The following is a 20,544-nucleotide window of genomic DNA, read 5'->3' as shown; positions in this document are numbered from 1 at the left end:
ACTTGTTTGAGTGACAATCAGTTTTTTAATCTTAAGGTAATAAGGGATTTCTAATCTAAAAAACTTGTGATATATAAAATTTGTCATTAGAATTGTCCCTTCAAACATTCAAACATGGTTTTCGCAGTAAATAAAATTCTAGAAATTTCTTTAACCGAAACTTTTCGGTCACTTAACTGCAGTCTATTTTTTAGTGGCAATACTACCACAATTACAGGTATTACGGGGTAATCCCGTGCATACATACATATTGCCCTGACACAAGAGGCCCTTCATAGGCTTTTGTTAACCTTATTAATCGATAAAGAATAGCAATGAAAATATTAAAATTTGGAGGTTCATCCATAGCTGATTTGGAAAGAATTAAAAATGTTCTTTCCATTGTCAAGAACGCATCCCTAGACGATCGCATAGCTGTTGTCTTTTCAGCATTTGGGGGAGTTACCGAGGATTTACTAAAATGTGCCCATCTCGCAAAGGAAAACGACATGGAATACAAGGCACTTTTACTTTCTCTGGAGAAGCGTCATCTCCAACTCGTAAAACAATTAATTCCTGTAAGAAAGCAATCTTCTGTTTTGACCTATGTCAAGGTAAGGTTCAATGAACTTGAGGATCTGTATCATGGTATTTTTTTAATAAAAGAATTTTCTGCAAGAACTTCTGATTATGTAGTAAGTTTCGGAGAACGTATCTCCACCTACATTATGACGGAAGGGATGCGAGAAAATGAAATGGATACGCATTATGTTGATGCCAGAGAGCTCATCAGAACCAACGATCGTTTTGGGAATGCTAGAGTAATTTTCCCTACAACAAATCAATTGATTTACGACTATTATTCCAAACACCAAGGAGTACTTGTCATTACTGGTTTTGTGGCTTCAACAGAAAAGGGAGAAACAACCACACTCGGAAGAAGTGGCTCTGATTATACTGCAGCTATTTTTGCCGCGGCATTAAAAGCTGACAGCTTGCAGATTTGGACCGATGTGACTGGAGTAATGACAGCAGATCCTCGATTGGTTTATTCTGCGATTACCATTCCACAATTGAGTTATAATGAAGCGATGGAGCTTTCTCATTTTGGTGCTAAGGTTGTATTTCCAGCTACCATGCAACCAGCGATGAAGCGTAAAGTGCCTATCTACATTAAAAACACTTTTAAGCCAGAGGAGGAAGGAACACTTATTTGCGAAAAGCCGGAGAACTCTAAATTGATTAAAGGTATTTCTTCATTAAGCCACATTTCGCTATTGAATGTCCAAGGTTCTGGACTGGTAGAGGTGATAGGAGTAAGTAGTAGAGTTTTTGGTGCCCTTGCTAAGGCGGATGTCAATGTAGTATTGATTAGTCAGGCTTCTTCAGAACACAGTATTTGTATCGCTATTAAAAGTGAAAACGCTAGTGTGGCTCAAGAAGTTTTGGAAAATGAATTCCATTATGAGATTCTCGCCGGAGAAATGGACAAGGTTCAGATTATGCCAAATATGGCCGTAATAGCCGTTGTTGGCGAGAACATGAAGCACCATCCAGGGGCAAGTGGAAGGCTGTTCCAAGCGCTTGGAAGAAATAATATAAATGTATCGGCAGTAGCTCAAGGCAGTTCTGAACTAAATATATCTGCTGTTATTAAACAGTCTGACCTGCAGAAGGGCTTGAATGCTTTGCATGAAGCTTTTTTCCTCTCAGACAACAAGGTGCTACATATTTTCCTTATTGGCGTTGGGTTGATTGGCAAAACATTGATATCGATGATTCAAAATCAATTGAACAAGTTGCAGGAGGATTATATGTTGGATATCAAAATTCATGGTTTGGCCAATTCCCGATTCATGGCTTTTGATGAAGACGGGTTTGACCTTAGTTCTATTCCAGTTCCATCGAGTGCTGATTTACCGATGAACCTTAGCGTATTTTTAAATACGATGAATAGCATGAATTTCTCAAATTCTGTATTGGTAGATTGTACCGCTAGTCAAGAAGTGGCTGATACTTACGAAAGAGTCCTTTCCTCCAAAGTGGCCATCGTTACCCCCAATAAGAAAGCCAATTCTAGTTCTTTAGAGAATTATAAATCCCTGAAAAAACTTTCAGGACAAAGAAATATTAAGTTCCTCTACGAAACCAATGTGGCTGCTGGATTGCCAGTTATTAGCACTTTGCAGGATTTGATTTTAAGTGGTGATAAAGTACTTAAAATTGAAGGCGTACTTAGTGGTTCTATGAATTTTATATTCAGTGAATTAAGCAAAGGTACCCCGTTTAGTAAGGTAGTAGAGCAGGCCAAGGAAAAGGGATTCACGGAGCCAGACCCTAGAGATGATCTAAGTGGGATGGATGTAGCGAGAAAGATCCTTATATTAGGTAGAGAAGCAGAGCAGGACTTGCATTTTTCAGACGTTTCTATTCAAAGTATGGTGCCTGATGACTGTAAAGACATAGCATCTGTAGACGCATTTCTGGAAAAATTAAAAGAACATGATCCTCATTTCAAAGCCTTAGTAGACGAAGCCAACGAAAAAGAGGAAACCCTTAGGTTTATGGCCGTTTTAGAAAATGGTAAAGCTACTGTAGGGTTAAAATCTGTGGACAAAAAGCATCCTTTTTATTCCCTGGAAGGGAGTGACAATATGATTTTGTTTACCACTGAAAGATACCATGAGTTTCCTATGATCATTAGAGGTCCGGGAGCTGGAGCGGATGTTACCGCTGCAGGTGTATTTGCAGACATTATCAGGTTAGGAAATTATTCAAGGTAATATGGACAAGCAAAAAGTTACTGCATTTGCACCAGCTACTGTGGCAAATGTTTCATGCGGCTTTGATATTTTAGGTTTTGCGATAGAAGACTTAGGAGACAAGGTGAGTGTGTCACTATCTGAGACACCAGGAGTTAGGGTGGTGAAAATAACCGGAGACAATGGGAAATTGCCCTATGAGTCCGAGAAAAACACATGCAGCGTTGCTGTTAAAGCGATGGTGGATAATCTAGGCTTTAAAGGAGGGTTAGAAATAGAACTTTACAAAGGCTTGCCTTTGGGGAGTGGAATGGGTTCAAGTGCTGCAAGTGCAGTGGCTGCCTTGATGGCAACCAATGCTTTGTTAGGTAACCCTTATGAAAAAAAAGACCTATTACCTTTCGGAATTGAATCCGAGAGAATTGCATGTGGAGCGGGACATGCTGACAATATCTCACCTTCATTACTCGGAGGCTTTGTACTGATCCGTGAATATAAACCCTTGGATGTAATTCCTTTGCATGTGCCAAGAGGTTTATATTGTACCTTGATACATCCTCATTTGGAACTGAATACTTCGGATTCCAGAAGTGTGTTAAGAAGAAATGTAACATTGCAGGATGCTACTACCCAATCCGGAAATATAGCGGGTTTGGTTGCAGGCCTGTTCCAAGAAGACATGGGACTGATAAGTCGCTCACTTAATGATGTGATTGCAGAACCTTCAAGGTCAATTCTTATTCCAGGCTATGATGAGGTGAAAGTAGGTATAATACCAGCAGGAGCTTTAGGCTGTGGTATTTCCGGTTCCGGCCCGACCATGTTTGTATTGTCACCAAATGAGGAGATTGCCTGGGAAGTAAGTCGACTGGCTCAACAAGTGTTTGATAAAATTCAGTTACCGATTGATTTATACGTGTCAGCGATTAATACCCGCGGAGCCTATATCATCGAAGAAGAAATTTAATGTTTTGACAAATCTGTCACTCTCTAATGAAATATTACAGTACCAACAATCCGAATCATAAGGTAGATCTAAAAGAAGCCGTTATCAAAGGGCTGGCACCTGATCAAGGACTCTACATGCCTGAAAGAATTCCTGTATTGCCTGAGGAATTTTTCTCTACTATGCATGAGCTGTCATTCAAAGAAATTGGTTATAAGGTGATTGAAGCTTTGTTTTCAGAAGATTTAACCAAAGAACAAATTAAATCACTCGTAGACCATACTTTGGATTTTGATGCACCTGTGGTTGAGGTGGAAAAGGATGTCTATACCCTTGAACTATTTCATGGGCCTACATTGGCTTTTAAGGATTTTGGTGCCAGATTTTGTTCCAAGATGATGAGCATGCTTCAGGAAAAGCATGGGATCAAGGTGTTGGTTGCTACCTCTGGGGATACAGGGAGTGCCGTGGCCAATGGCTTTTTGGATGTTGATGGAGTTGAAGTAGTTATTCTTTATCCATCTGGAAAAGTTAGTGAACTTCAAGAGAAACAATTTACAACCCTCGGTAAAAATATTAAAGCCATAGAGGTCAATGGTGTTTTTGATGATTGTCAAAAATTGGTAAAAGAAGCATTTCTAGACGCTGACTTGAACAGTAAGCTACTACTTACCTCTGCCAATTCTATTAATATTGCCCGCTGGATACCTCAGTGCTTGTATTATTTTTATGCTTATTCCAGATTGCCAAAAGAAGGCAAGAAACTTGTGTTTTCTGTACCAAGTGGTAATTTCGGTAATTTAGCAGCAGGCATTCTAGCAGAGCGGATGGGTTTACCTGTTGATAAGTTTATAGCCGCCACCAATGTCAATAAAGTGGTGCCGGATTATTTGAATGGTGCTGCATTCCTACCAAAACCTTCCGTACAAACCATTAGCAATAGCATGGATGTAGGGAACCCAAGTAATTTTTTCCGATTGCTGGCTTTATTTGGAGGAGATGAAGAAAAATTAAAGGAGAAAGTACAGGGATGTTTTTATTCTGATGAAAGCACCAAAGAAGCCATGGTGGAAGTTAAAAAGGAAACAGGATATACCATGGATCCACATGGAGCTGTTGCTTATCTTGGCTTGAAAGCTTTTATGAAAGGCCATCCTTCTGCCTTTCAAGGTGTATTTTTGGAAACAGCTCATCCTGGTAAATTCAGAAGTACTGTGGAGGAAGCACTTGGAGAAAAAGTGGTGTTGCCTGAAAGATTGGCTGCTTTTATGGAAGGAAACAAGAAGGTGGAGACAATGGAAAACGATTACCTCCAATTCAAAAACTATTTATTGGCCTAATTCTGTTCAGGAGTGTATAGGCTTATTCAAAATATTTTTGATAACCTTCCTTTTTGCGCATATATGGATACAGGAGCCTAGGGCTTGGGTTTGACACCCTTGTTTTTGAAGGTAGATTACGTTTTTGTTTTAATCTTCTGATTAATCCAAGAATTCCCATTGAAGGATTGCTTGAAAATAAAACGGTACTGCCTTTATCGCTCAGACCCGACAAAAGTTTGTCATAGCTGTTCATGTCATTATGGTAGCTTAAATGGTGAATGTTTTTTATAAAATTCACATTACTTTTTAGGCGTTCTTCTTGCAGATGGAAAGCCGGATTCGCAGTTATTACTTGTTGCTTAAATGATTGCTCACTCGGTAAGGTTCTAACCACTACCTCATCCAATTCTACAGCTGAAGGAAGAAGAATTATTGTAACTGGAGAACTTGTAACACTGTCCACAATGTAGCTTGTCTTTTCATAGCCTATATGTGAAATCTGAAGAGAGATACCTGCTTTTACGCGAATTGAAAAATCTCCCTTTTCATTACTTATGGTTTTGTGTGTTGACCAGAAAATGTGTGCATTCGCTATTGGCTGCATTGAACTAGCATCAATTAGCTTTCCTTGAAGTTCGAAAAATTCTTTAGGGTCTTTTTCGGGAATGGGCGTATAGGTTGCGAGTAGAAATGGAACAAGGTAAATTAAAGGCATAATGACAATTGGTTTGACAATGAATTGTCATAAATATAGGCTGGTGAAATAGGTTTAGTGAGGTGTTAACATTCGTTAACCTCATTTTTAACAAAATATAAGATGGTTGCACTTTGTGGGGTTGATAAAATTTATTGTTTGGTAGGGATTGTTGAGGTGATTTCGTTTATTACCTAAGGATTAATTTTTATAGAATTACCATTGGGTGATTTAACCCGGATTATGTAATAGAATTTCTCCGCCCTGACAATGTCAGGGGTGAAGCCTGTCCCGTGTTTACGGGAAGTGTTGCAATCGCAAGAAAATCAGGCTGTTTGGAGATTTTAGCATAACACCGCTATGGTGAAATTGAAAACAGCAACGAAGTGACTGATTTTAAAGCGATTTCAGCACGTAATAAAATGTCTATTGCATATTTTGGGTTTAAATTTGTAATTTTAAGAGTCAATTATTATACGGAAAATCAACCTTTAAACCAGAATAAAAAATTATGTTAAAGTCTATATTAACACTTGCACTGGCCATAATTGGAACGGGCATTCAAGCCCAAAGCTGGGAAACCCTTACTCCCCAAAATACTTGTACAGAACGTCATGAATGTTCTGGTGCGGCTGTCGATGGAAAATTCTATTTAATTGGTGGTAGGGGAGAAAAGCCTGTAGAAGTTTTTGACCCGGTCAGTGCGGACTGGAGAAAATTAGGAAATGCGCCTTTTGAAATGCACCATTTTCAAGCGGTGACATATAAGAATAATATATATGTGATCGGTGCATTCACAGGAGGGTACCCACACGAGACTCCTGTTGCAAATGTCTATATATACAACCCATTAAGAGATTCTTGGGTAAAGAGCCATGAAATACCAAAAGAAAGAAGAAGAGGAGCTGCCGGATTGGTGGTTTATAAGGATAAATTCTACCTATTAGGAGGTGCTCAAGATGGGCATTGGGCTGAAAACAGAGACTACTTGGATGAATATGATCCTGCCACTGGGAAATGGAAAACTTTGGCTCCAATGCCTAGGCTCAGGGATCATTTTCAAGCAGTAGTAGTAGACGACAAGTTGTATGCCGTTGGAGGCAGGCGTTCTTTTGCTAAGGAAGGACATGGTTTTGAGCTAACCTATCCCGAAGTGGATGTATATGATTTTATAACAGGTGAGTGGACTACTTTGTCAAATCACCCCTTACCAACAGAACGGGCTGGAAGTACCACTGTTCCCTATAAAGATGGTTTTTTGGTCATAGGGGGCGAAAGTGATGTGCAAGTTAAAGCGCATAGCGAAGTAGAATATTTTCACCCTGAAAATGGTTGGAAATTACTAAATCACTTGAATAGAGGAAGACATGGTTTTCCTGCAGTGGTTATAAACGATGACCTCTATCTGGCAGCAGGCTGTGGCAATAGAGGAGGTAATCCCGAGTTGAATAGTATAGAAAAACTAGTCGTTGAATAATAATCGTTTTAATTCAGGGCATTTACGCCTTTCAGAGGAGAGTTTAATTCATACTGTATGGTAAAAGGAACACATCAGGCATTGGATGATGTCAGAAATGAAAAAGTCAAAATTTTCATTAATGGGGAGTTTTTCCTTAGAGATGAGGCTAAAATATCCGTTTATGACAGTGGTTATCTTGTCGGAGATGGGGTTTGGGAAGCCTTTCGGGTACACAATGGAAAACTGATTTTTATAGACCAGCACCTGGATAGACTTTGGCAGTCTGCAAAGGTTATAGGGATTTCGCTTCCATTTTCCCGTGAAGAGCTGATAGAGAATGTTAAAAGTACCCTAGAGATAAACGAAATGAAAGATCATATCCATGTTAGGGCTATGGTGACAAGGGGCATTAAAAAAACACCCTCTCAGGATCCAAGGTTAACTATTTCCGGGCCAAATGTTGTGATTATTGCGGAGCATAAACAAGCAGCTGATGAAAGTAAGAACAAAGGGATCAGTCTTTTTACAAGTGCCATTCGCAGAGGTTCTCCGGATTACTTGGATCCCAGATTAAATTGCCATAGTAAGCTTCATGAGGTTCAAGCGTTGATTCAAGCCATAGAAGCTGGTGCTGATGAAGCACTTATGCTAGATATCAATGGTTTTGTTTCAACATGTAATGCAACCAACTTTTTTATGGTAAAAGGGAATGAAGTATGGACTTCTACCGGGGAGTACTGTATGAATGGAATCACTAGAGGGAATGTGATAAAAGTCTGTGCTCAAAACGGTATTGTTTGCCTTCAGAAAAACTTTTCCTTATTTGATGTATATGGTGCTGATGAGGCGTTTGTTACAGGCACCTTTGGAGGGTTAACTCCTGTGGTGAAAATTGATGGAAAATCTATTGGTCCTGGAGCTTGTGGTCCAACCACAGCTCATTTACGCCAGTTGTATGAAGGGCTTGTAGCCAAACAATTGAGATAAACATGGCAGATAAAAACAATAAAAAGATATTCCTTTGGTCTGGCCCACGGAATATTTCAACAGCCTTAATGTACAGTTTTGCCCAGCGAAACGATACCATTGTAGCCGACGAACCTTTGTATGCACATTATCTAAGCCACTCATCTGCCAAACCCTTTCACCCAGGTGCCGATGAGATTTTGTCAAATATGGAAACAGATGGAAGGAAGGTAATTGAGTGGATGTTGGGGGACCAATCCAAACCTGTAGCCTTTTATAAAAACATGAGCCATCATTTAATCAAACTTGATTGGCAATTTATGCAGGCTGGGGCCAATATTATTTTGACAAGGAGTCCGGAAGAAATGCTTTTGTCTTTTTCCAAGGTGATAGATCAGCCTAGCATGGCAGATATTGGTTACGCCATGCAAATTGAGTTGTTAGATTTTTTTAAAACTAAAAAATTACCATTTGTCGTTCTTGATGCAAAAATGGTTTTGCAAGACCCTGAGGGACAGTTGCGAAAATTATCTACTGTTGTAGGAATTCCATTTATGCAAGAGATGCTCAAATGGAAGCAGGGACCTATTCCAGAAGATGGTATTTGGGCAAAGTATTGGTACCGAAATGTGCATTTATCCACAGGTTTTCAGCCATACCAGAAAAAGAAGGTTGAATTTCCTAACCATTTGGTTCCATTGCTTAAAGAATGTCAACCCATTTACGAAAATCTTGTGAAGCATGCTCTTTAGTCGGCTGCAGTTAAAAAGTAGATAAGGAATTGGGCGGGCCAAATGAGGGACTGAAATTACTTTAGGAATTAATATTAGGTTTTCTCATGTTTTATTCCTGCTCATTCAAAGTTATAAATTTCACTTTTTTTTGAATTTTTTAATAATTGGGGAGAGGGTATTGATCTCGCAATTATAATAAGCAATCTACATAGAGGTATAGATAATGGAGAATTTGGAGATTTATTTAAAGGATTCATTAAATTAGAGAAGAAGCGATTGGTGAAAATAAGAATATTTTAGAAAGGTTCGGTTGCTTTCTTGCTTTGTCGTTTATTAAAACATAATTTTGATACTTATTCCTTCCGCCTGGGATTTCAAAAGATAAAAAAGGAATCGTCTGGGTTAGCATATCAATAGTTTACACAAATTAGGTACATCCTATAAAATTGAAATACGTATACCAATGGAAAACGACCAGCCTGTAGAAGTAAATATTACACCGAAAGGGTTAATCTATTTGCCAGAGACTGCAAAAGGGTTAAAATCTGTCTCAGAAAGTAAAATGGAAACCTTGTTCTATACTCCTGGGCAAAACTCTGATGAAAATCTTAACTATAAGTTTTTATTACCGGCCTTGGAAGAAATCAAGGGACAAGATTATGATTATGTCCTTGGGTTTGATTCTGAACTTAGCCGAACAATAATTGGCTACCCAAATGCTGAAGGAAGATTTTTGGTGTTTAACGCACACCAGCAAGCAGCTATTTTTACCCATACTTTTTTAGCCGGAAATTCTTTTCCATCTATGGATGAAGAAAAAACCAAAATAGTGATTAAAGGTGTAGTTCTATCTCAACAGATTGACAAAATCGTTACAAAGAACAATGGGGCCTATAAAGAGTCTCATGCAGGATACGAAGACCTAAAAGAAAGGATTCTTAATATTGAAGAGGGATTTGAAGCCTATTTGGCTTTTGATGAAAGAAATCACGTTATTTTAGATCTGGATAAGGACAAAAATATTGAATTACAGATTTCATTGATTGAAGATTTGGTGAAAGATCTAAAAGGAAAAGAGAAAAGCCTTTATGATTTTCATGTTGATTTGCAGATTAGGTATAAGCTATACGGAGAGAAAACTTTCAATATTACCTCAGAAGGTGAAAACAAGAAAATATTCGATAGGTTTAGAACCAAGCCACCTTCCGATGCAATGCATGAAGAATTGGTAAGTATTTCTGATTATAAGAAGCAGTTGTTTTTCAACAAACTTACAGGAAGAAAAAGCGAACCGGAATTGCGACAAATGGACATGGTTCAACTAGATTATAGTAGTGGCTTGAAGATAAGTGTAGAACTTACCGATGGAGGAAGTAAACTCTTCTTGCACCTGAGTGATTACACAGATTGCTACAATAAAGATTCATTTGCCTCAGCTAGAAAAGGCATTAATGACAGGCTATTAAAAATAGTGGTTTCATTAGGGAAAATGGTGATTGATGTAAACTAAATTAATTTAAATTAATCCCATTTAATTACGGGATTTGGTTTCATGAATAAAGATTAAAAGCACAAGAATTGAGAATTTTCTCAGTTCTTGTGCTTTTTTTTGACTTTTTCATCTTTTTTTTCGTTGTCATCTGGATATTCTTCCTCTCTGGGTGGCCGAGGACCATCACCAGATGTTCCTGGAGTCGATCGATTGCTGCCCTTATCTACTTCATCTCCTTTTTCAGAAATAAAATAAGGATTTTCTAAGCTTCTTACGGAGGATTGGCTTAAATTCATGGCTTTATTGCTTGATGAATTAGAAAAATGGCTAAAACCATGCCATATATAGTGGCTAGCGATTCGGTGGAATCCTGTCCTAAATGATTTAATAATGAACAGGTCTATTAAGGATAACTTGACTTCTGAAGATGAGGAGCTTTGATCTTAGGTGTGGTATGGTGTCGATTTGTAAATTGAAAGCAGCACTGGTATTTGTTGAATAAATTGAATGTAAAATTAGAAGTCATATCATTTATGATAAATATTGAAGGAAGAGAATTTAATTGGATGAACCCGCCTCATTCATGGTCAGAAGACAATGGGACTTTGCATTTGAAGACTGATGCTGAAACCGACTTTTGGAGAAAAACTCATTATGGGTTTATAAGTGAAAATGGTCATTTTTTATTTACAGAACAATCGGGTAATTTTGAATTTTTGCTTCAATTTTCCGGAAAATACACTGATTTATACGATCAAGCAGGCCTGATGATTTTTCATGATTGGGAAAATTGGATAAAGGCAGGAATAGAATATGTAGATGATATTCAAAAAGCCAGTGCAGTTGTTACCAGAGAATGCTCAGATTGGTCAGTTGCCCCTATAAAGGGAATGCCGGAGACTTTCTTTATTAAAGCTAAAAGAGGTAACGATTATGTAGAGGTAAGTTATAGCTTAGATGGTTCGACCTATCAGCTACTTCGGCAAGCCTATTTTCCTCCTTCACCTTCATTAAAAATAGGCTTTATGGCTGCTTCTCCAAAGGGGGGTGGGTTTGAAGTCACTTTTGATCACTTTGAAATTAAAGTAGCTAATGCTGAATAGGTTATTTAGAACGACCGGTGGATTTACCACCCAATAGGTTTGGATGAGATTGGGTTCTTTTTAGGATATATTTGGCAATTTTTTCTCCCTGTTGCATGCCTACCTCTATGGCATCTCTGAAATGAATTCCTCCATATAGTCTTGATATGGCTGCTTCATCCGATGCTTTGAGAAAGGAATCGAATTCTCGCTCAGGTAGACCAAAGAATACTTCTGAGTCGTCGATAAAATTAAAATTTTCACCAAAATAAGAAGTCAATAACACAGCGGAGGTTTTAGAAATCACGCTATGCCCACTTGTGTATTCAGGAAAGGGTGGGGTTTGTAAAATGGGGCGCCATGTCTCATCAATAAGTTCATTGATGGCTGTAAGGGGTCTTATGCGGTCACTTCTGTACTTTTCATCCCAACAACTAATAAAGGCATCATGAAGACCCATTGCTACAAGGGTATGGATATAAAGGCTTTCTTTAAAATTCAACCCAGCCTTCTGACTTGCAATGCCAGTAATCCCCATCCAATGGCCGCCTGGTGAGATTTTCTTGAGACCTATAGCCATATGCCCACTATAAGAGACATTGAAAGGATTACAGTCCCAGAAATTGGCTATTAGCGTTTGCTCTTCGGTCAATTGTGTAGTGACTTCATAAATCTCCAATAATTGCCTGAAAAATGAACTGCTTTTGTCTTCAGAATATTCAGCAGGAGAAGGGGGACTATAAGCTGCTAAGTTTTCCAAAAAGAAGGGTCGGATTGTTCGCCACTCCGGGTCTATGGCTGCCATATAAGCAGGAGGAGTGGGGTACCATTTACCAGGGCCTTTACTTGGGCTATATCTTTTGAGGGTGCTAAGGCGGCTGTAACCATCCTCCTTGGCGTAATTCAATACAACTGCTGCAATTTTTTTTGCATAGTCAATACTTTGTTTTAAAGCCTTTTTCTTGATGAGTTTCTTTTTGCTATACTCACGCACCAAGGTTTCCTGTGCAGTTGTTAGTTTTTTACCAGAAGGCATTATGTTTTTCCCAACTTCCAACATGGCGTAGGTACTTGTAAAAGCTAAATTTATTCCTTTTCTATCTGGGAGTAGAGTTGGATCTGGTTTAGGTATTGGATGCTGAAGCTGTTGTAGAAGGGGCGATTCATTAACTCCATAAACGAGGTAAGCTCCTAAAAGGGAATAAGCATAAAATCTAGCGGCTCCAGGAGGGCTAGTGACATCTGTAACCATTATATCTGTTATGGAAAACAGGTGTTCTATCATCTTGTCTCTTGCAAAAACTTCCACTTCAGAGATGTCGACTTTAGAAGTATTGACTTGAGCAAAAAGATTATTCGTAATTGTTGCGAATAGGAAAGTAGTGATTAAATAAAATTTACCTATAGACATACTGGGAAATAATTGGGTCTATAAATGTATTCAAAAATACTATAAACCCGAAATATGTAATAAATAATCTATAATGACTTGAAATACCCTAACCCAAAGTATAAATAGAGCTGTTGTTGGGGCTTATGGTGATTTGGTAGTTTATAATGAGAAAAGGCGTGTAGGGAAAGGCATTACTTAAATAATCACGCTTGCCATTTGTTTCAATTCACTTTGTGAAAAGATAAACAAAAAAACTTTGTCAAAACTACTAACAAGTTTTTATTTTGAAGGGATATCAAAGCCAATGGTTAGACCAAAGGGTTGGAGATGTTTATGGTTGCTTCATTATTTACCAAATATTCGTTTTCTTCGACTAAAGAAATGGCTCCTAAAATGGCTGAATCATTTGATGAAGAAACGTAGAGTTTTAAGTTTTCGGAAATCGGTAGGTAAGGGAATGCATCAATAACTTCTTGAACTCCCTTTTCAAAGTAGGGGAATGCTTTTCTAATTGAACCACCAATCACAATCGCCTCTGGAGCAAATGTGAGCAATAGTCTGTAAATCAGTTCTCCTATGTGTTTTCCGAATTCGTAAAAAATTTCAATTGCCTCCTGATCACCTTCACTGGCTCTAACAGAAAGCTTTTTTGCACTTGTTTTGTATCTTTCCTTGAAAAATTTACTTCCGCAATAGTCTTCAAAAGTACCATCTAGGTAAGGGATTGCTCCCCATTCTCCAGCACCACAGAGTCTTCCAGTGTATAGATGACCATTGGCTATAATACCTGTACCAATGCCTGTACCAAGTGTAATGCCGACCACATGCTTGTGTATTCTTGCTGCCCCAAATTTATATTCTCCTAAGGCAAAGCAATTCGCATCGTTATTGACGGCTACTGGAATGCCGAATCTTTCTTCCAAATATTTTTTTAGATTAACATTATGGAACGATGGTATATTGGCCAAATTATAGATTATCCCGTGTATGGGATCTACTAGTCCAGGAATACCTATTCCTATAGCTTTTAAATTATAGTGTTTATAAGCTTCTATTTGTTTAGAAATGGTCTCAAGTATCTCTTCTTTTGGAGAATTTGCTGGAGTTTTTATCTCCATGCTATCGGTCAATTCACCATCTCTAAATAATCCTGAACTAATTTTTGTACCTCCAATATCTAATCCAAGAACCATATTGTTAATTTTCATTTTACTCCCAAATTTCAGGATATACCCGATTAATTATAATGTATCCAATCAAGGTGTCTTTTTATTTAGACCCTTGGCCAAACTAAAGCCTAATGAAATACCAGATTCGCCTATATTATTTTTTTACAGGCGAATCTGATAAGTAATCTTTTTGGGTTAGAGCATACCTTCTGTAGATTTTTCTAACTCTCTGGCTTCAACAAGGAAGTCCTCCACTTCCATTTCTCTGAAAAATATCAGACCATGGCTTGAGCGGACTTTCGCTGACTGATGTTGGTAGAAATAATTTTTACCAAGAAGAAGCTGCACATCACTAAGTTGGTCTACCCAAGTCTTTTTGGCTAGGGTACTGAACTTACCATTGTGTGCGTAGCTAGGGAAGGAAGCATTTACCTGGCTCATATAACAGTTTGAGAAGGAATCTTCCATTACTGACATGTCTCCCAAAGAAACTGGTACAATAACGTTAGATTCAGCAGCATCGAACTTAAACCATACGTTCCTATAGCCTATAATTTTAAAATTACTGAGGTCTTCTTCTAAGCTCCATTGTCTTACCGCTTCAGCAGTTGCTTGTAATACTTTATAATGCGTATCAGGGCCACTGCCTTCAGGGTCTAATGTCAAACTAAGTTTCGTAGGTTTGATTTCCCTTAGCATATTGAGGATAGGTTCTACGTCTCTTTTCTTGTCTGGTTGCTCTGTGAAAATATCGCCTGTATAGAATCCTAGTCTTAGGTGGTGAACATTTTTAACTTGAACACCAAAGTGAGCCCATACAAGTTCTTCCTCAAATTCCCTGATCATCCCTTTTAGGGTCTGGATATTTTTTGGATTCTTTTCTCCATCATAGGAGTTTTTAAGAACAGTGATGATTTCATTAATTTGCTCTCTTAACTGCATTGTCGACTTGATACCGAAGGTGAAGACAATGGCTCTCACCAATCGGTGACATAGTCCTCTAAGTCTTTCTTCAGCATTGTCAGAGGCTACATTTGTCAAGTAATGGTACACATCTTTGTCCATTTTCAACTTGTAACCTGAGGCATAGAAATCTTCAAATTTAACCATTTGAATTCTTCCATTGTCCAAGAATCTCTTGGTACTTCTAAGCGTATCAATTACAAAGGTGTTGGTTACAGCTGTAAATCCAGATGTAAGTACCGCAAAGTGAGCATCATTGCTGTTCTCATGTAATTGCTTAGTGATTTGTGGCAATATCCCTAAAGAGATATCATCATGGTGAGGTCCGGTATGAAGGAAGACTTCATTTTTCTCCTCTTCCATACCCTTGTCGATCTTCGCACTGATACTTTTGATGACATTCTTTACAGTATGTTCATTCAAATCAGGGATTTGACTGGTGTACTTGTCATTCCTAAGGTCTTCCAGTGTGATACGATGGCCATATTTCTGCAACTTCTTACAAAGATCCAATACAGAACGTTCGGTCTTTGTGTCGTTCCATTCACCTGTGAAGTAATACTGATCTGCACTGTCAGTTAATTTGGAGCCAGCACCTTTGGTGATATAAAATCTACCGTTCTTTAATTTCTGTAGTACTGTGGCTGGATAAACATTGGTCATTGAATGTTCCAATGATTGTTTTACTATACCAGCTTTGGCTTCACCAGCAGCTATAATAATAGCGACAGCATCAGGGTTATGAACGATAGTGTCCAAGCCAATTGTAATAACAAGGCGATTGGCAGATATTTCAATACCTCCTAGGTCACCTGCTGCAACAGCTTGGGTTTCAAAGTTTGTTTCTGTAAGTCTGGTTGTAGAAAAAATATCTGATCCTCTTGTGTTGAAAGCAATATGACCATCAGGGCCGATTCCTCCTAGGAAGAAACCTATTCCACCTTTTTCACGGATTTTTGCTTCGTAATTGCCACACCATTGATCGATCAAGTAGATGGATTCCTGTTGCAATTTTTCTTGAGGTGTTTTATACTCTCTAAACCTTAGGGATAAATCTACTTTTGAATCAGGAAAGATCTCTTTATAGCTTTTGCCTTCTGCGAGGATTATATCATCAGAGTTTATAAGCAACGCTTTTTTAGGATCCAAGCCTAGACCTTCAATGTAAAACTTGTTTACATAATGGTAGAAGCTGTTTTTTTGCGCTGATGAAATTGGATAAAACTCATCTATCTGTACAAAATGAAGGCCATTTAGTACTGGCTTGGCACAGTCGATTAAACCATATTTTTCTCTAATTTCAAGGCCTTTTTTACCCTCCCAATTCTCAAGAAGAAATTTTGTCCACTTGATGAAATATTCTGGAGTTTTACCAGTAGGTAAGCTAATTACCCCTTCAGGGTTTGTTGAAACCCATTCCAAGAATCGGCAAGCTGTAAGCAAACCTAACTTAGGAAAATTATCAACTGCTAGATAAGGAATTTTTGTTGTGATTTTTTCAATATCAGAATCTCTAAAGAAAGCTTCTTCAGTCTTCGAAAGTGGGTAATTCGCTAACATATGCTTGTATCTAATTTGTTTAACCTATTGTGAATTTATTGTGTCCTCAAAAATATGCTCATTAACGATGGCAATAGCCCCTTTAAGGCCTACTTCCATCCCTAATTGAGAAAGTTCTATCGAGGTTTTCTCTCTTAATTTCGCCATACTGTATATATTCAATGCCTGTTGAATTGGCGTAGTTATGTACTGTTTGGCTTCAGCTATTGCCCCTCCTAAAATAATTAATTCAGGGTTTAACAACTGTATCAAAATGGCAATTCCTCTTCCCAAATCTAAACCTACATCCGACAATATACTTATGGCTCTCTGGTCTCCTGCAATTGCTGCCTCTACTACTGTGGAAGGCTCAAGGTTTTCCTCTTTACCGTCTGCTAGTTTGGCTAGAATTGAGTCTTTATCCAATAATATAGCATCCTTAGCCAAGCGGACTACTGCTCCACCTGAAGCCACCGCCTCCAAACATCCTCTTTTGCCACAAGTGCAGCTAATCTCTTTTGCATCAAATAAAGGTGAATGGCTAAATTCTCCAGCAAACCCTGAATAGCCTCTATAGAGTTTTTCGTCTATAATTATGCCTAAGCCTATTCCCCAATCAACAAAAATGCCCATCACATTTTTGTTTGTGCCTTTATTTGCAAATTTAAACTCTGCCAGTGTTTTAGCTCTAGCATCATTTTCTATAAAAACTTTTCTGCCAAATTTATCCTCTAATTGATCCTTGAGAGTCTTTTTGCCAGATTTTAGATAGGTGTGGTTTACACCTGAAACACTGTCCACCAGCCCAGGCATACTTATGCCAACTGCAATGACTTTTTCCTCAGGAATCCCAGAAGAATGAATGATTTTCATAGAGAAATCATAGATAGCATCCAGTGTTTCCAATTCATTATTTAAGGATAATTTAATTGATTCAATCTTACTAACCTTTTCATTCTTTGTGTTGTAAATGGCGGCCTTTGCGCCAAATCTATTCAAATCAATTCCCAAAATATAGAAGGAGCCCGGGGCTAGTCCGTACAGGTCTGGTTTTCGACCTCCCTGAGATTGTCCCCTGCCTTCTTTAATTATAATCTGCTCCTCCAATAAGTCTGTTAACAAGAGGTTAACTGTAGGTAAACTAATGCCAACCAGATTGCAAATATTACTGGCAGTATTGTTTCCAAGAGTGTATAACTCTTTTACAATTTTAAGCTTGTTAATATAGTTCTTGATTTCAACTACACCTTCCTTTTTGTCAAGTACTATTTTTGGGTCGATTAAATTCATGAGATAAATTTTGATGCAAAATAATAAAAATTTTAATTAATTAGGGTAACTTATTTAAAAAAATTTTATTTTTCAAATAGGTTCCTTACAATTAAGAAATGGTTTTAATTTCTATATTCCTTAATCCTTTACAATTAATAGGATAATATCTCTTAATTGCATGTTTTTTGAAAATTCAAATTATTTATAAAAATAACTAAACCCAAGCCATTATTTGAAAAAAATTAATCATGTTTGTTTATCATATTTTTCAAATTTTAGCAGAAAATAATATTTGTATGGAAAGTAGAAGGAAATTTATTCAAAAATCATTAATATCTTCTTTTGCTCTTGCTCCTATTTCGGGCCAAGTTGCTGGTATTGATTTAAAAAGCACGACCTTCCAAAACAAGAAGTTTTTTAAACCCCAAGTATTGTCGACCTGGAACCATGGCATGGCGGCGAATACCAAGGCTTGGAGTATTTTATCAGCAAATGGAAATGTGCTGGACGCTGTTGAGGAGGGGGTGAAAGTCACTGAGTCTGATAAAAATATGTATTCAGTAGGGATTTATGGTTTGCCTGATAGGGAGGGCCTGGTGACTCTTGATGCTTCTATAATGAAAGGTGATGGTTCCTGTGGGTCTGTGGCTTTTGTAAGGCAAATAAAGCATCCAATAACCCTTGCTAGGAAGGTGATGGAAAAAACACCACATGTATTTTTAGTTGGAGAGGGAGCAAGACAATTTGCTATTCAAGAAGGAATGCCACTTGAGAAAGAGATTTTAAGCCCACATGCAAGTAATGCCTACAATAAATGGAAAAAGACCTCCAATTATAAGCCTATAATAAATATAGAAAACCATGATACAATAGGGATGATAGGAATTGACGCATCAGGGGAGTTGGCGGGGTCATGTACTACTAGTGGTGTTGCCTATAAAATGCATGGGAGAGTAGGTGATAGTCCCATAATTGGTGCTGGTCTATTTGTGGATGGCGAAGTTGGAGCTGCTACGGCAACAGGCTTGGGAGAAGAGGTTATCCGCATTTGTGGCGCTTTCCTTATTGTAGAACTAATGCGGCAAGGAAGAACACCTCAGGAAGCCTGTGAAGAAGCCGTGAAACGTGCTGTCGCCAAAAGTAAAGATTTGGAAAACACGCAGATAGGCTTTTTGGCGTTAAATAGGGATGGAGAGTTTGGTGCTTATTCCATCAGGCCAGGGTTTAACTTTGCCCAACATAATCAGCAATATCAAAAGCTTGTTGATGCAAATAGCTGGTTTAAATAAGAATAACGGTTATGAAAAAGATTTTATTTGAAGCCCCCGTTTACACCCTTGAAGCAGCATTGCTTGCAGTAGAGAATGGTGTAGATAGACTGGAACTTTGCGCTGACTTTGGAGAGGGAGGGACCACCCCAAGTCTTGGCTTATTTAAAGTCATCAAAAGAAAGGTTAATGTACCAGTTTTCGTGATGATTAGGCCAAGAGGAGGAGATTTTGTTTATAGCAGTTCAGAAATTGAAGTCATGAAAGAGGATATTCATTCTTTTTTGGATAATGGTGCTGATGGATTTGTTTTTGGAATCCTGAACAATATGGGAGAAGTAAATAAAACGCATTGCGAGGAGTTAATTCAAATTGCCGGAGATAAACCATGTACTTTCCATAGAGCATTTGATGTTGCATTGGATAAAAAAGCAGCAATGAAGGAGATTGTTGGGCTGGGTTTTAAAAGGATACTGACTTCTGGTGGTGAAAATCAGGTGAAAGAAGGATTGCCTTTATTGCTTGACTTAATTCAGCATGCAAAGGATAAAATCATCATCCTTCCAGGAGGGGGATTAAAGCTTGAAGATATTGTGACCTTAGACAAGGCTGGGGGACTTAGGGAAATTCATGCTTCTTGTAAGAAGTTCAGACCGTCTTCTATGCTTGCTTCAAATGAGCATTTAAAACTTTCTTTAATGGAAGAAACTGAAGGTATGGTGCTTACGGTTGATCCGGATTTAATGAAGGAATTTTCCGACGGCCTTAAAAAGATTTAATTTTTAATGGTCTTAGTTTTCTGATTATAGGGGTCGATGCTTTTATTAGAGTTTTCACTTGCCATATCGAAGTTAGATGCCGGCTTGTACTTTAGGTGTTATTAGCTAATGTCTTTTAAGTTCCAATTATCCTGTGTTATATTAGGGTGAGTTTCTTAATAATGTTTAGTCGTATTTAATTTAATAGGTGTTTTATTTGTTTTTTAGGGAATAAAAAAGTATATTATTCCTTCAATAAACCCTATAAAATAATGGTGAAAAGTTTCCAGGGGGTTAGAATGGCCCCATCTAAAATAAGTGATCAGCCGATTCTTGTTCAGGATTACATGACCACAAATTTGATTACGTTTAAGCCTGAAGATACAATCGATCATGTGATCACAGTGCTTACGAGAAAAAGGATTTCTGGTGCACCCGTAGTAGATGCGAGTGGAAAACTAGTAGGAATGATCTCGGAAGGAGATTGCCTAAAAGAAATAATAAAAGGACAGTATACAAATACCCCGAAATTCCCAGCTTCAGTAGCTGAACACATGACAACTCAAGTTTTTACCTTGCCGCCTGAAATTTCAATATTTGATGCTGCAGATAGGTTTTTAACAATGAAAATCAGAAGATTTCCCGTTGTTAAAGATGAAAAACTAATAGGTCAAATAAGTGTTAGTGATATTGTCAGAGCAATGCCGAAGCTTAAGGCTTCAACTTGGTAGGACCAACAGCCAATC

17 protein-coding genes are annotated in these 20,544 nt (G+C 38.0%); 11 read left to right on the top strand and 6 right to left on the bottom strand.

The window, feature by feature from the left end:
• The first annotated feature begins 314 nt into the window (after nt 1-314).
• Genes thrA through thrC form a run of 3 tightly spaced genes read left to right on the top strand, consistent with a single transcriptional unit; the run spans nt 315 to nt 5,027 of the window.
• Entirely contained in the window at nt 315-2,762 is a 2,448-nt protein-coding gene (gene thrA / locus CA2015_RS01310) for a bifunctional aspartate kinase/homoserine dehydrogenase I (protein WP_048640255.1), read from the top strand.
• 1 nt (nt 2,763) lies between these two features.
• Entirely contained in the window at nt 2,764-3,708 is a 945-nt protein-coding gene (locus CA2015_RS01305; RefSeq protein WP_048640254.1) for a homoserine kinase, read from the top strand.
• A 26-nt stretch (nt 3,709-3,734) separates the two neighbouring features.
• Nucleotides 3,735-5,027 carry a threonine synthase gene (gene thrC / locus CA2015_RS01300; protein ID WP_048640253.1) on the top strand — a complete coding sequence of 431 codons (1,293 nt, stop codon included), beginning with the start codon at nt 3,735-3,737 and terminating at the stop codon, nt 5,025-5,027.
• A 22-nt stretch (nt 5,028-5,049) separates the two neighbouring features.
• Here the strand turns inward: thrC and CA2015_RS01295 are convergent, their stop codons facing one another.
• Nucleotides 5,050-5,724 carry a carboxypeptidase-like regulatory domain-containing protein gene (locus tag CA2015_RS01295; RefSeq protein WP_048640252.1) on the bottom strand — a complete coding sequence of 225 codons (675 nt, stop codon included), beginning with the start codon at nt 5,722-5,724 and terminating at the stop codon, nt 5,050-5,052.
• A 490-nt stretch (nt 5,725-6,214) separates the two neighbouring features.
• Between CA2015_RS01295 and CA2015_RS01290 the strand changes: the two genes are divergently transcribed.
• From CA2015_RS01290 to CA2015_RS01275, 4 genes are all read left to right on the top strand, one after another.
• On the top strand, nt 6,215-7,180 hold the full coding sequence (locus tag CA2015_RS01290; protein ID WP_048640251.1) for a Kelch repeat-containing protein: 966 nt from the start codon (nt 6,215-6,217) through the stop codon (nt 7,178-7,180).
• A gap of 57 nt (nt 7,181-7,237) precedes the next feature.
• On the top strand, nt 7,238-8,149 hold the full coding sequence (locus tag CA2015_RS01285) for an aminotransferase class IV (protein WP_048640250.1): 912 nt from the start codon (nt 7,238-7,240) through the stop codon (nt 8,147-8,149).
• 2 nt (nt 8,150-8,151) lie between these two features.
• Nucleotides 8,152-8,880: a sulfotransferase-like domain-containing protein gene (locus CA2015_RS01280; protein ID WP_084011590.1), complete on the top strand. Its 729-nt coding sequence runs from the start codon at nt 8,152-8,154 to the stop codon at nt 8,878-8,880.
• A 445-nt stretch (nt 8,881-9,325) separates the two neighbouring features.
• On the top strand, nt 9,326-10,372 hold the full coding sequence (locus tag CA2015_RS01275; RefSeq protein WP_048640249.1) for a hypothetical protein: 1,047 nt from the start codon (nt 9,326-9,328) through the stop codon (nt 10,370-10,372).
• Between the two features lie 80 nt (nt 10,373-10,452).
• On the opposite strand, the gene CA2015_RS01270 is transcribed toward CA2015_RS01275, so the two are convergent.
• Entirely contained in the window at nt 10,453-10,650 is a 198-nt protein-coding gene (locus tag CA2015_RS01270; protein WP_048640248.1) for a hypothetical protein, read from the bottom strand.
• 237 nt (nt 10,651-10,887) lie between these two features.
• Here CA2015_RS01270 and CA2015_RS01265 point away from each other — a divergent pair, with 237 nt between their 5' ends.
• A complete protein-coding gene (locus CA2015_RS01265; RefSeq protein WP_048640247.1) occupies nt 10,888-11,457 on the top strand; it encodes a DUF1349 domain-containing protein in 570 nt (189 codons plus the stop codon).
• A 1-nt stretch (nt 11,458) separates the two neighbouring features.
• Here the strand turns inward: CA2015_RS01265 and CA2015_RS01260 are convergent, their stop codons facing one another.
• The 4 genes from CA2015_RS01260 to CA2015_RS01245 form a co-directional block, all read right to left on the bottom strand.
• Nucleotides 11,459-12,847: a vanadium-dependent haloperoxidase gene (locus CA2015_RS01260; RefSeq protein WP_048640246.1), complete on the bottom strand. Its 1,389-nt coding sequence runs from the start codon at nt 12,845-12,847 to the stop codon at nt 11,459-11,461.
• A gap of 290 nt (nt 12,848-13,137) precedes the next feature.
• On the bottom strand, nt 13,138-14,037 hold the full coding sequence (locus tag CA2015_RS01255; RefSeq protein WP_048640245.1) for an ROK family protein: 900 nt from the start codon (nt 14,035-14,037) through the stop codon (nt 13,138-13,140).
• A gap of 156 nt (nt 14,038-14,193) precedes the next feature.
• Nucleotides 14,194-16,521, bottom strand: a complete 2,328-nt coding sequence (locus tag CA2015_RS01250) for a PIG-L family deacetylase (RefSeq protein WP_048640244.1) — start codon at nt 16,519-16,521, stop codon at nt 14,194-14,196.
• 24 nt (nt 16,522-16,545) lie between these two features.
• A complete protein-coding gene (locus CA2015_RS01245) occupies nt 16,546-17,790 on the bottom strand; it encodes an ROK family protein (protein ID WP_048640243.1) in 1,245 nt (414 codons plus the stop codon).
• A 278-nt stretch (nt 17,791-18,068) separates the two neighbouring features.
• Here CA2015_RS01245 and CA2015_RS01240 point away from each other — a divergent pair, with 278 nt between their 5' ends.
• The 3 genes from CA2015_RS01240 (at nt 18,069) to CA2015_RS01230 (ending at nt 20,529) form a co-directional block, all read left to right on the top strand.
• Nucleotides 18,069-19,061 (top strand): isoaspartyl peptidase/L-asparaginase family protein, encoded by a 993-nt coding sequence (locus CA2015_RS01240; protein ID WP_048644288.1) that lies wholly within the window; start codon nt 18,069-18,071, stop codon nt 19,059-19,061.
• Between the two features lie 11 nt (nt 19,062-19,072).
• Nucleotides 19,073-19,819, top strand: a complete 747-nt coding sequence (locus CA2015_RS01235; RefSeq protein ID WP_048640242.1) for a copper homeostasis protein CutC — start codon at nt 19,073-19,075, stop codon at nt 19,817-19,819.
• Between the two features lie 251 nt (nt 19,820-20,070).
• Nucleotides 20,071-20,529, top strand: coding sequence for a CBS domain-containing protein (locus CA2015_RS01230; protein WP_048640241.1), 459 nt, complete (start codon nt 20,071-20,073; stop codon nt 20,527-20,529).
• The last annotated feature ends 15 nt before the right edge of the window (nt 20,530-20,544 follow it).

This window comes from Cyclobacterium amurskyense (genome assembly GCF_001050135.1).
GTDB classification, from domain to species: Bacteria; Bacteroidota; Bacteroidia; order Cytophagales; family Cyclobacteriaceae; genus Cyclobacterium; species Cyclobacterium amurskyense.
Note: the sequence above shows the minus strand (reverse complement) of the source record. Positions and strands in the feature narration are given on the sequence as shown.

Excerpts from the sequence above, each read along its gene's own strand:
- CA2015_RS01245 (WP_048640243.1), bottom strand. The coding sequence starts at position 17,790 with ATGAATTTAATCGACCCAAAAATAGTACTTGACAAAAAGGAAGGTGTA.
- thrA (WP_048640255.1), top strand. The coding sequence starts at position 315 with ATGAAAATATTAAAATTTGGAGGTTCATCCATAGCTGATTTGGAAAGA.
- CA2015_RS01270 (WP_048640248.1), bottom strand. The coding sequence starts at position 10,650 with ATGAATTTAAGCCAATCCTCCGTAAGAAGCTTAGAAAATCCTTATTTT.
- CA2015_RS01290 (WP_048640251.1), top strand. The coding sequence starts at position 6,215 with ATGTTAAAGTCTATATTAACACTTGCACTGGCCATAATTGGAACGGGC.
- CA2015_RS01305 (WP_048640254.1), top strand. The coding sequence starts at position 2,764 with ATGGACAAGCAAAAAGTTACTGCATTTGCACCAGCTACTGTGGCAAAT.
- thrC (WP_048640253.1), top strand. The coding sequence starts at position 3,735 with ATGAAATATTACAGTACCAACAATCCGAATCATAAGGTAGATCTAAAA.
- CA2015_RS01250 (WP_048640244.1), bottom strand. The coding sequence starts at position 16,521 with ATGTTAGCGAATTACCCACTTTCGAAGACTGAAGAAGCTTTCTTTAGA.
- CA2015_RS01275 (WP_048640249.1), top strand. The coding sequence starts at position 9,326 with ATGGAAAACGACCAGCCTGTAGAAGTAAATATTACACCGAAAGGGTTA.
- CA2015_RS01240 (WP_048644288.1), top strand. The coding sequence starts at position 18,069 with ATGGAAAGTAGAAGGAAATTTATTCAAAAATCATTAATATCTTCTTTT.
- CA2015_RS01230 (WP_048640241.1), top strand. The coding sequence starts at position 20,071 with ATGGTGAAAAGTTTCCAGGGGGTTAGAATGGCCCCATCTAAAATAAGT.
- CA2015_RS01280 (WP_084011590.1), top strand. The coding sequence starts at position 8,152 with ATGGCAGATAAAAACAATAAAAAGATATTCCTTTGGTCTGGCCCACGG.
- CA2015_RS01255 (WP_048640245.1), bottom strand. The coding sequence starts at position 14,037 with ATGAAAATTAACAATATGGTTCTTGGATTAGATATTGGAGGTACAAAA.
- CA2015_RS01235 (WP_048640242.1), top strand. The coding sequence starts at position 19,073 with ATGAAAAAGATTTTATTTGAAGCCCCCGTTTACACCCTTGAAGCAGCA.
- CA2015_RS01285 (WP_048640250.1), top strand. The coding sequence starts at position 7,238 with ATGGTAAAAGGAACACATCAGGCATTGGATGATGTCAGAAATGAAAAA.
- CA2015_RS01260 (WP_048640246.1), bottom strand. The coding sequence starts at position 12,847 with ATGTCTATAGGTAAATTTTATTTAATCACTACTTTCCTATTCGCAACA.
- CA2015_RS01265 (WP_048640247.1), top strand. The coding sequence starts at position 10,888 with ATGATAAATATTGAAGGAAGAGAATTTAATTGGATGAACCCGCCTCAT.
- CA2015_RS01295 (WP_048640252.1), bottom strand. The coding sequence starts at position 5,724 with ATGCCTTTAATTTACCTTGTTCCATTTCTACTCGCAACCTATACGCCC.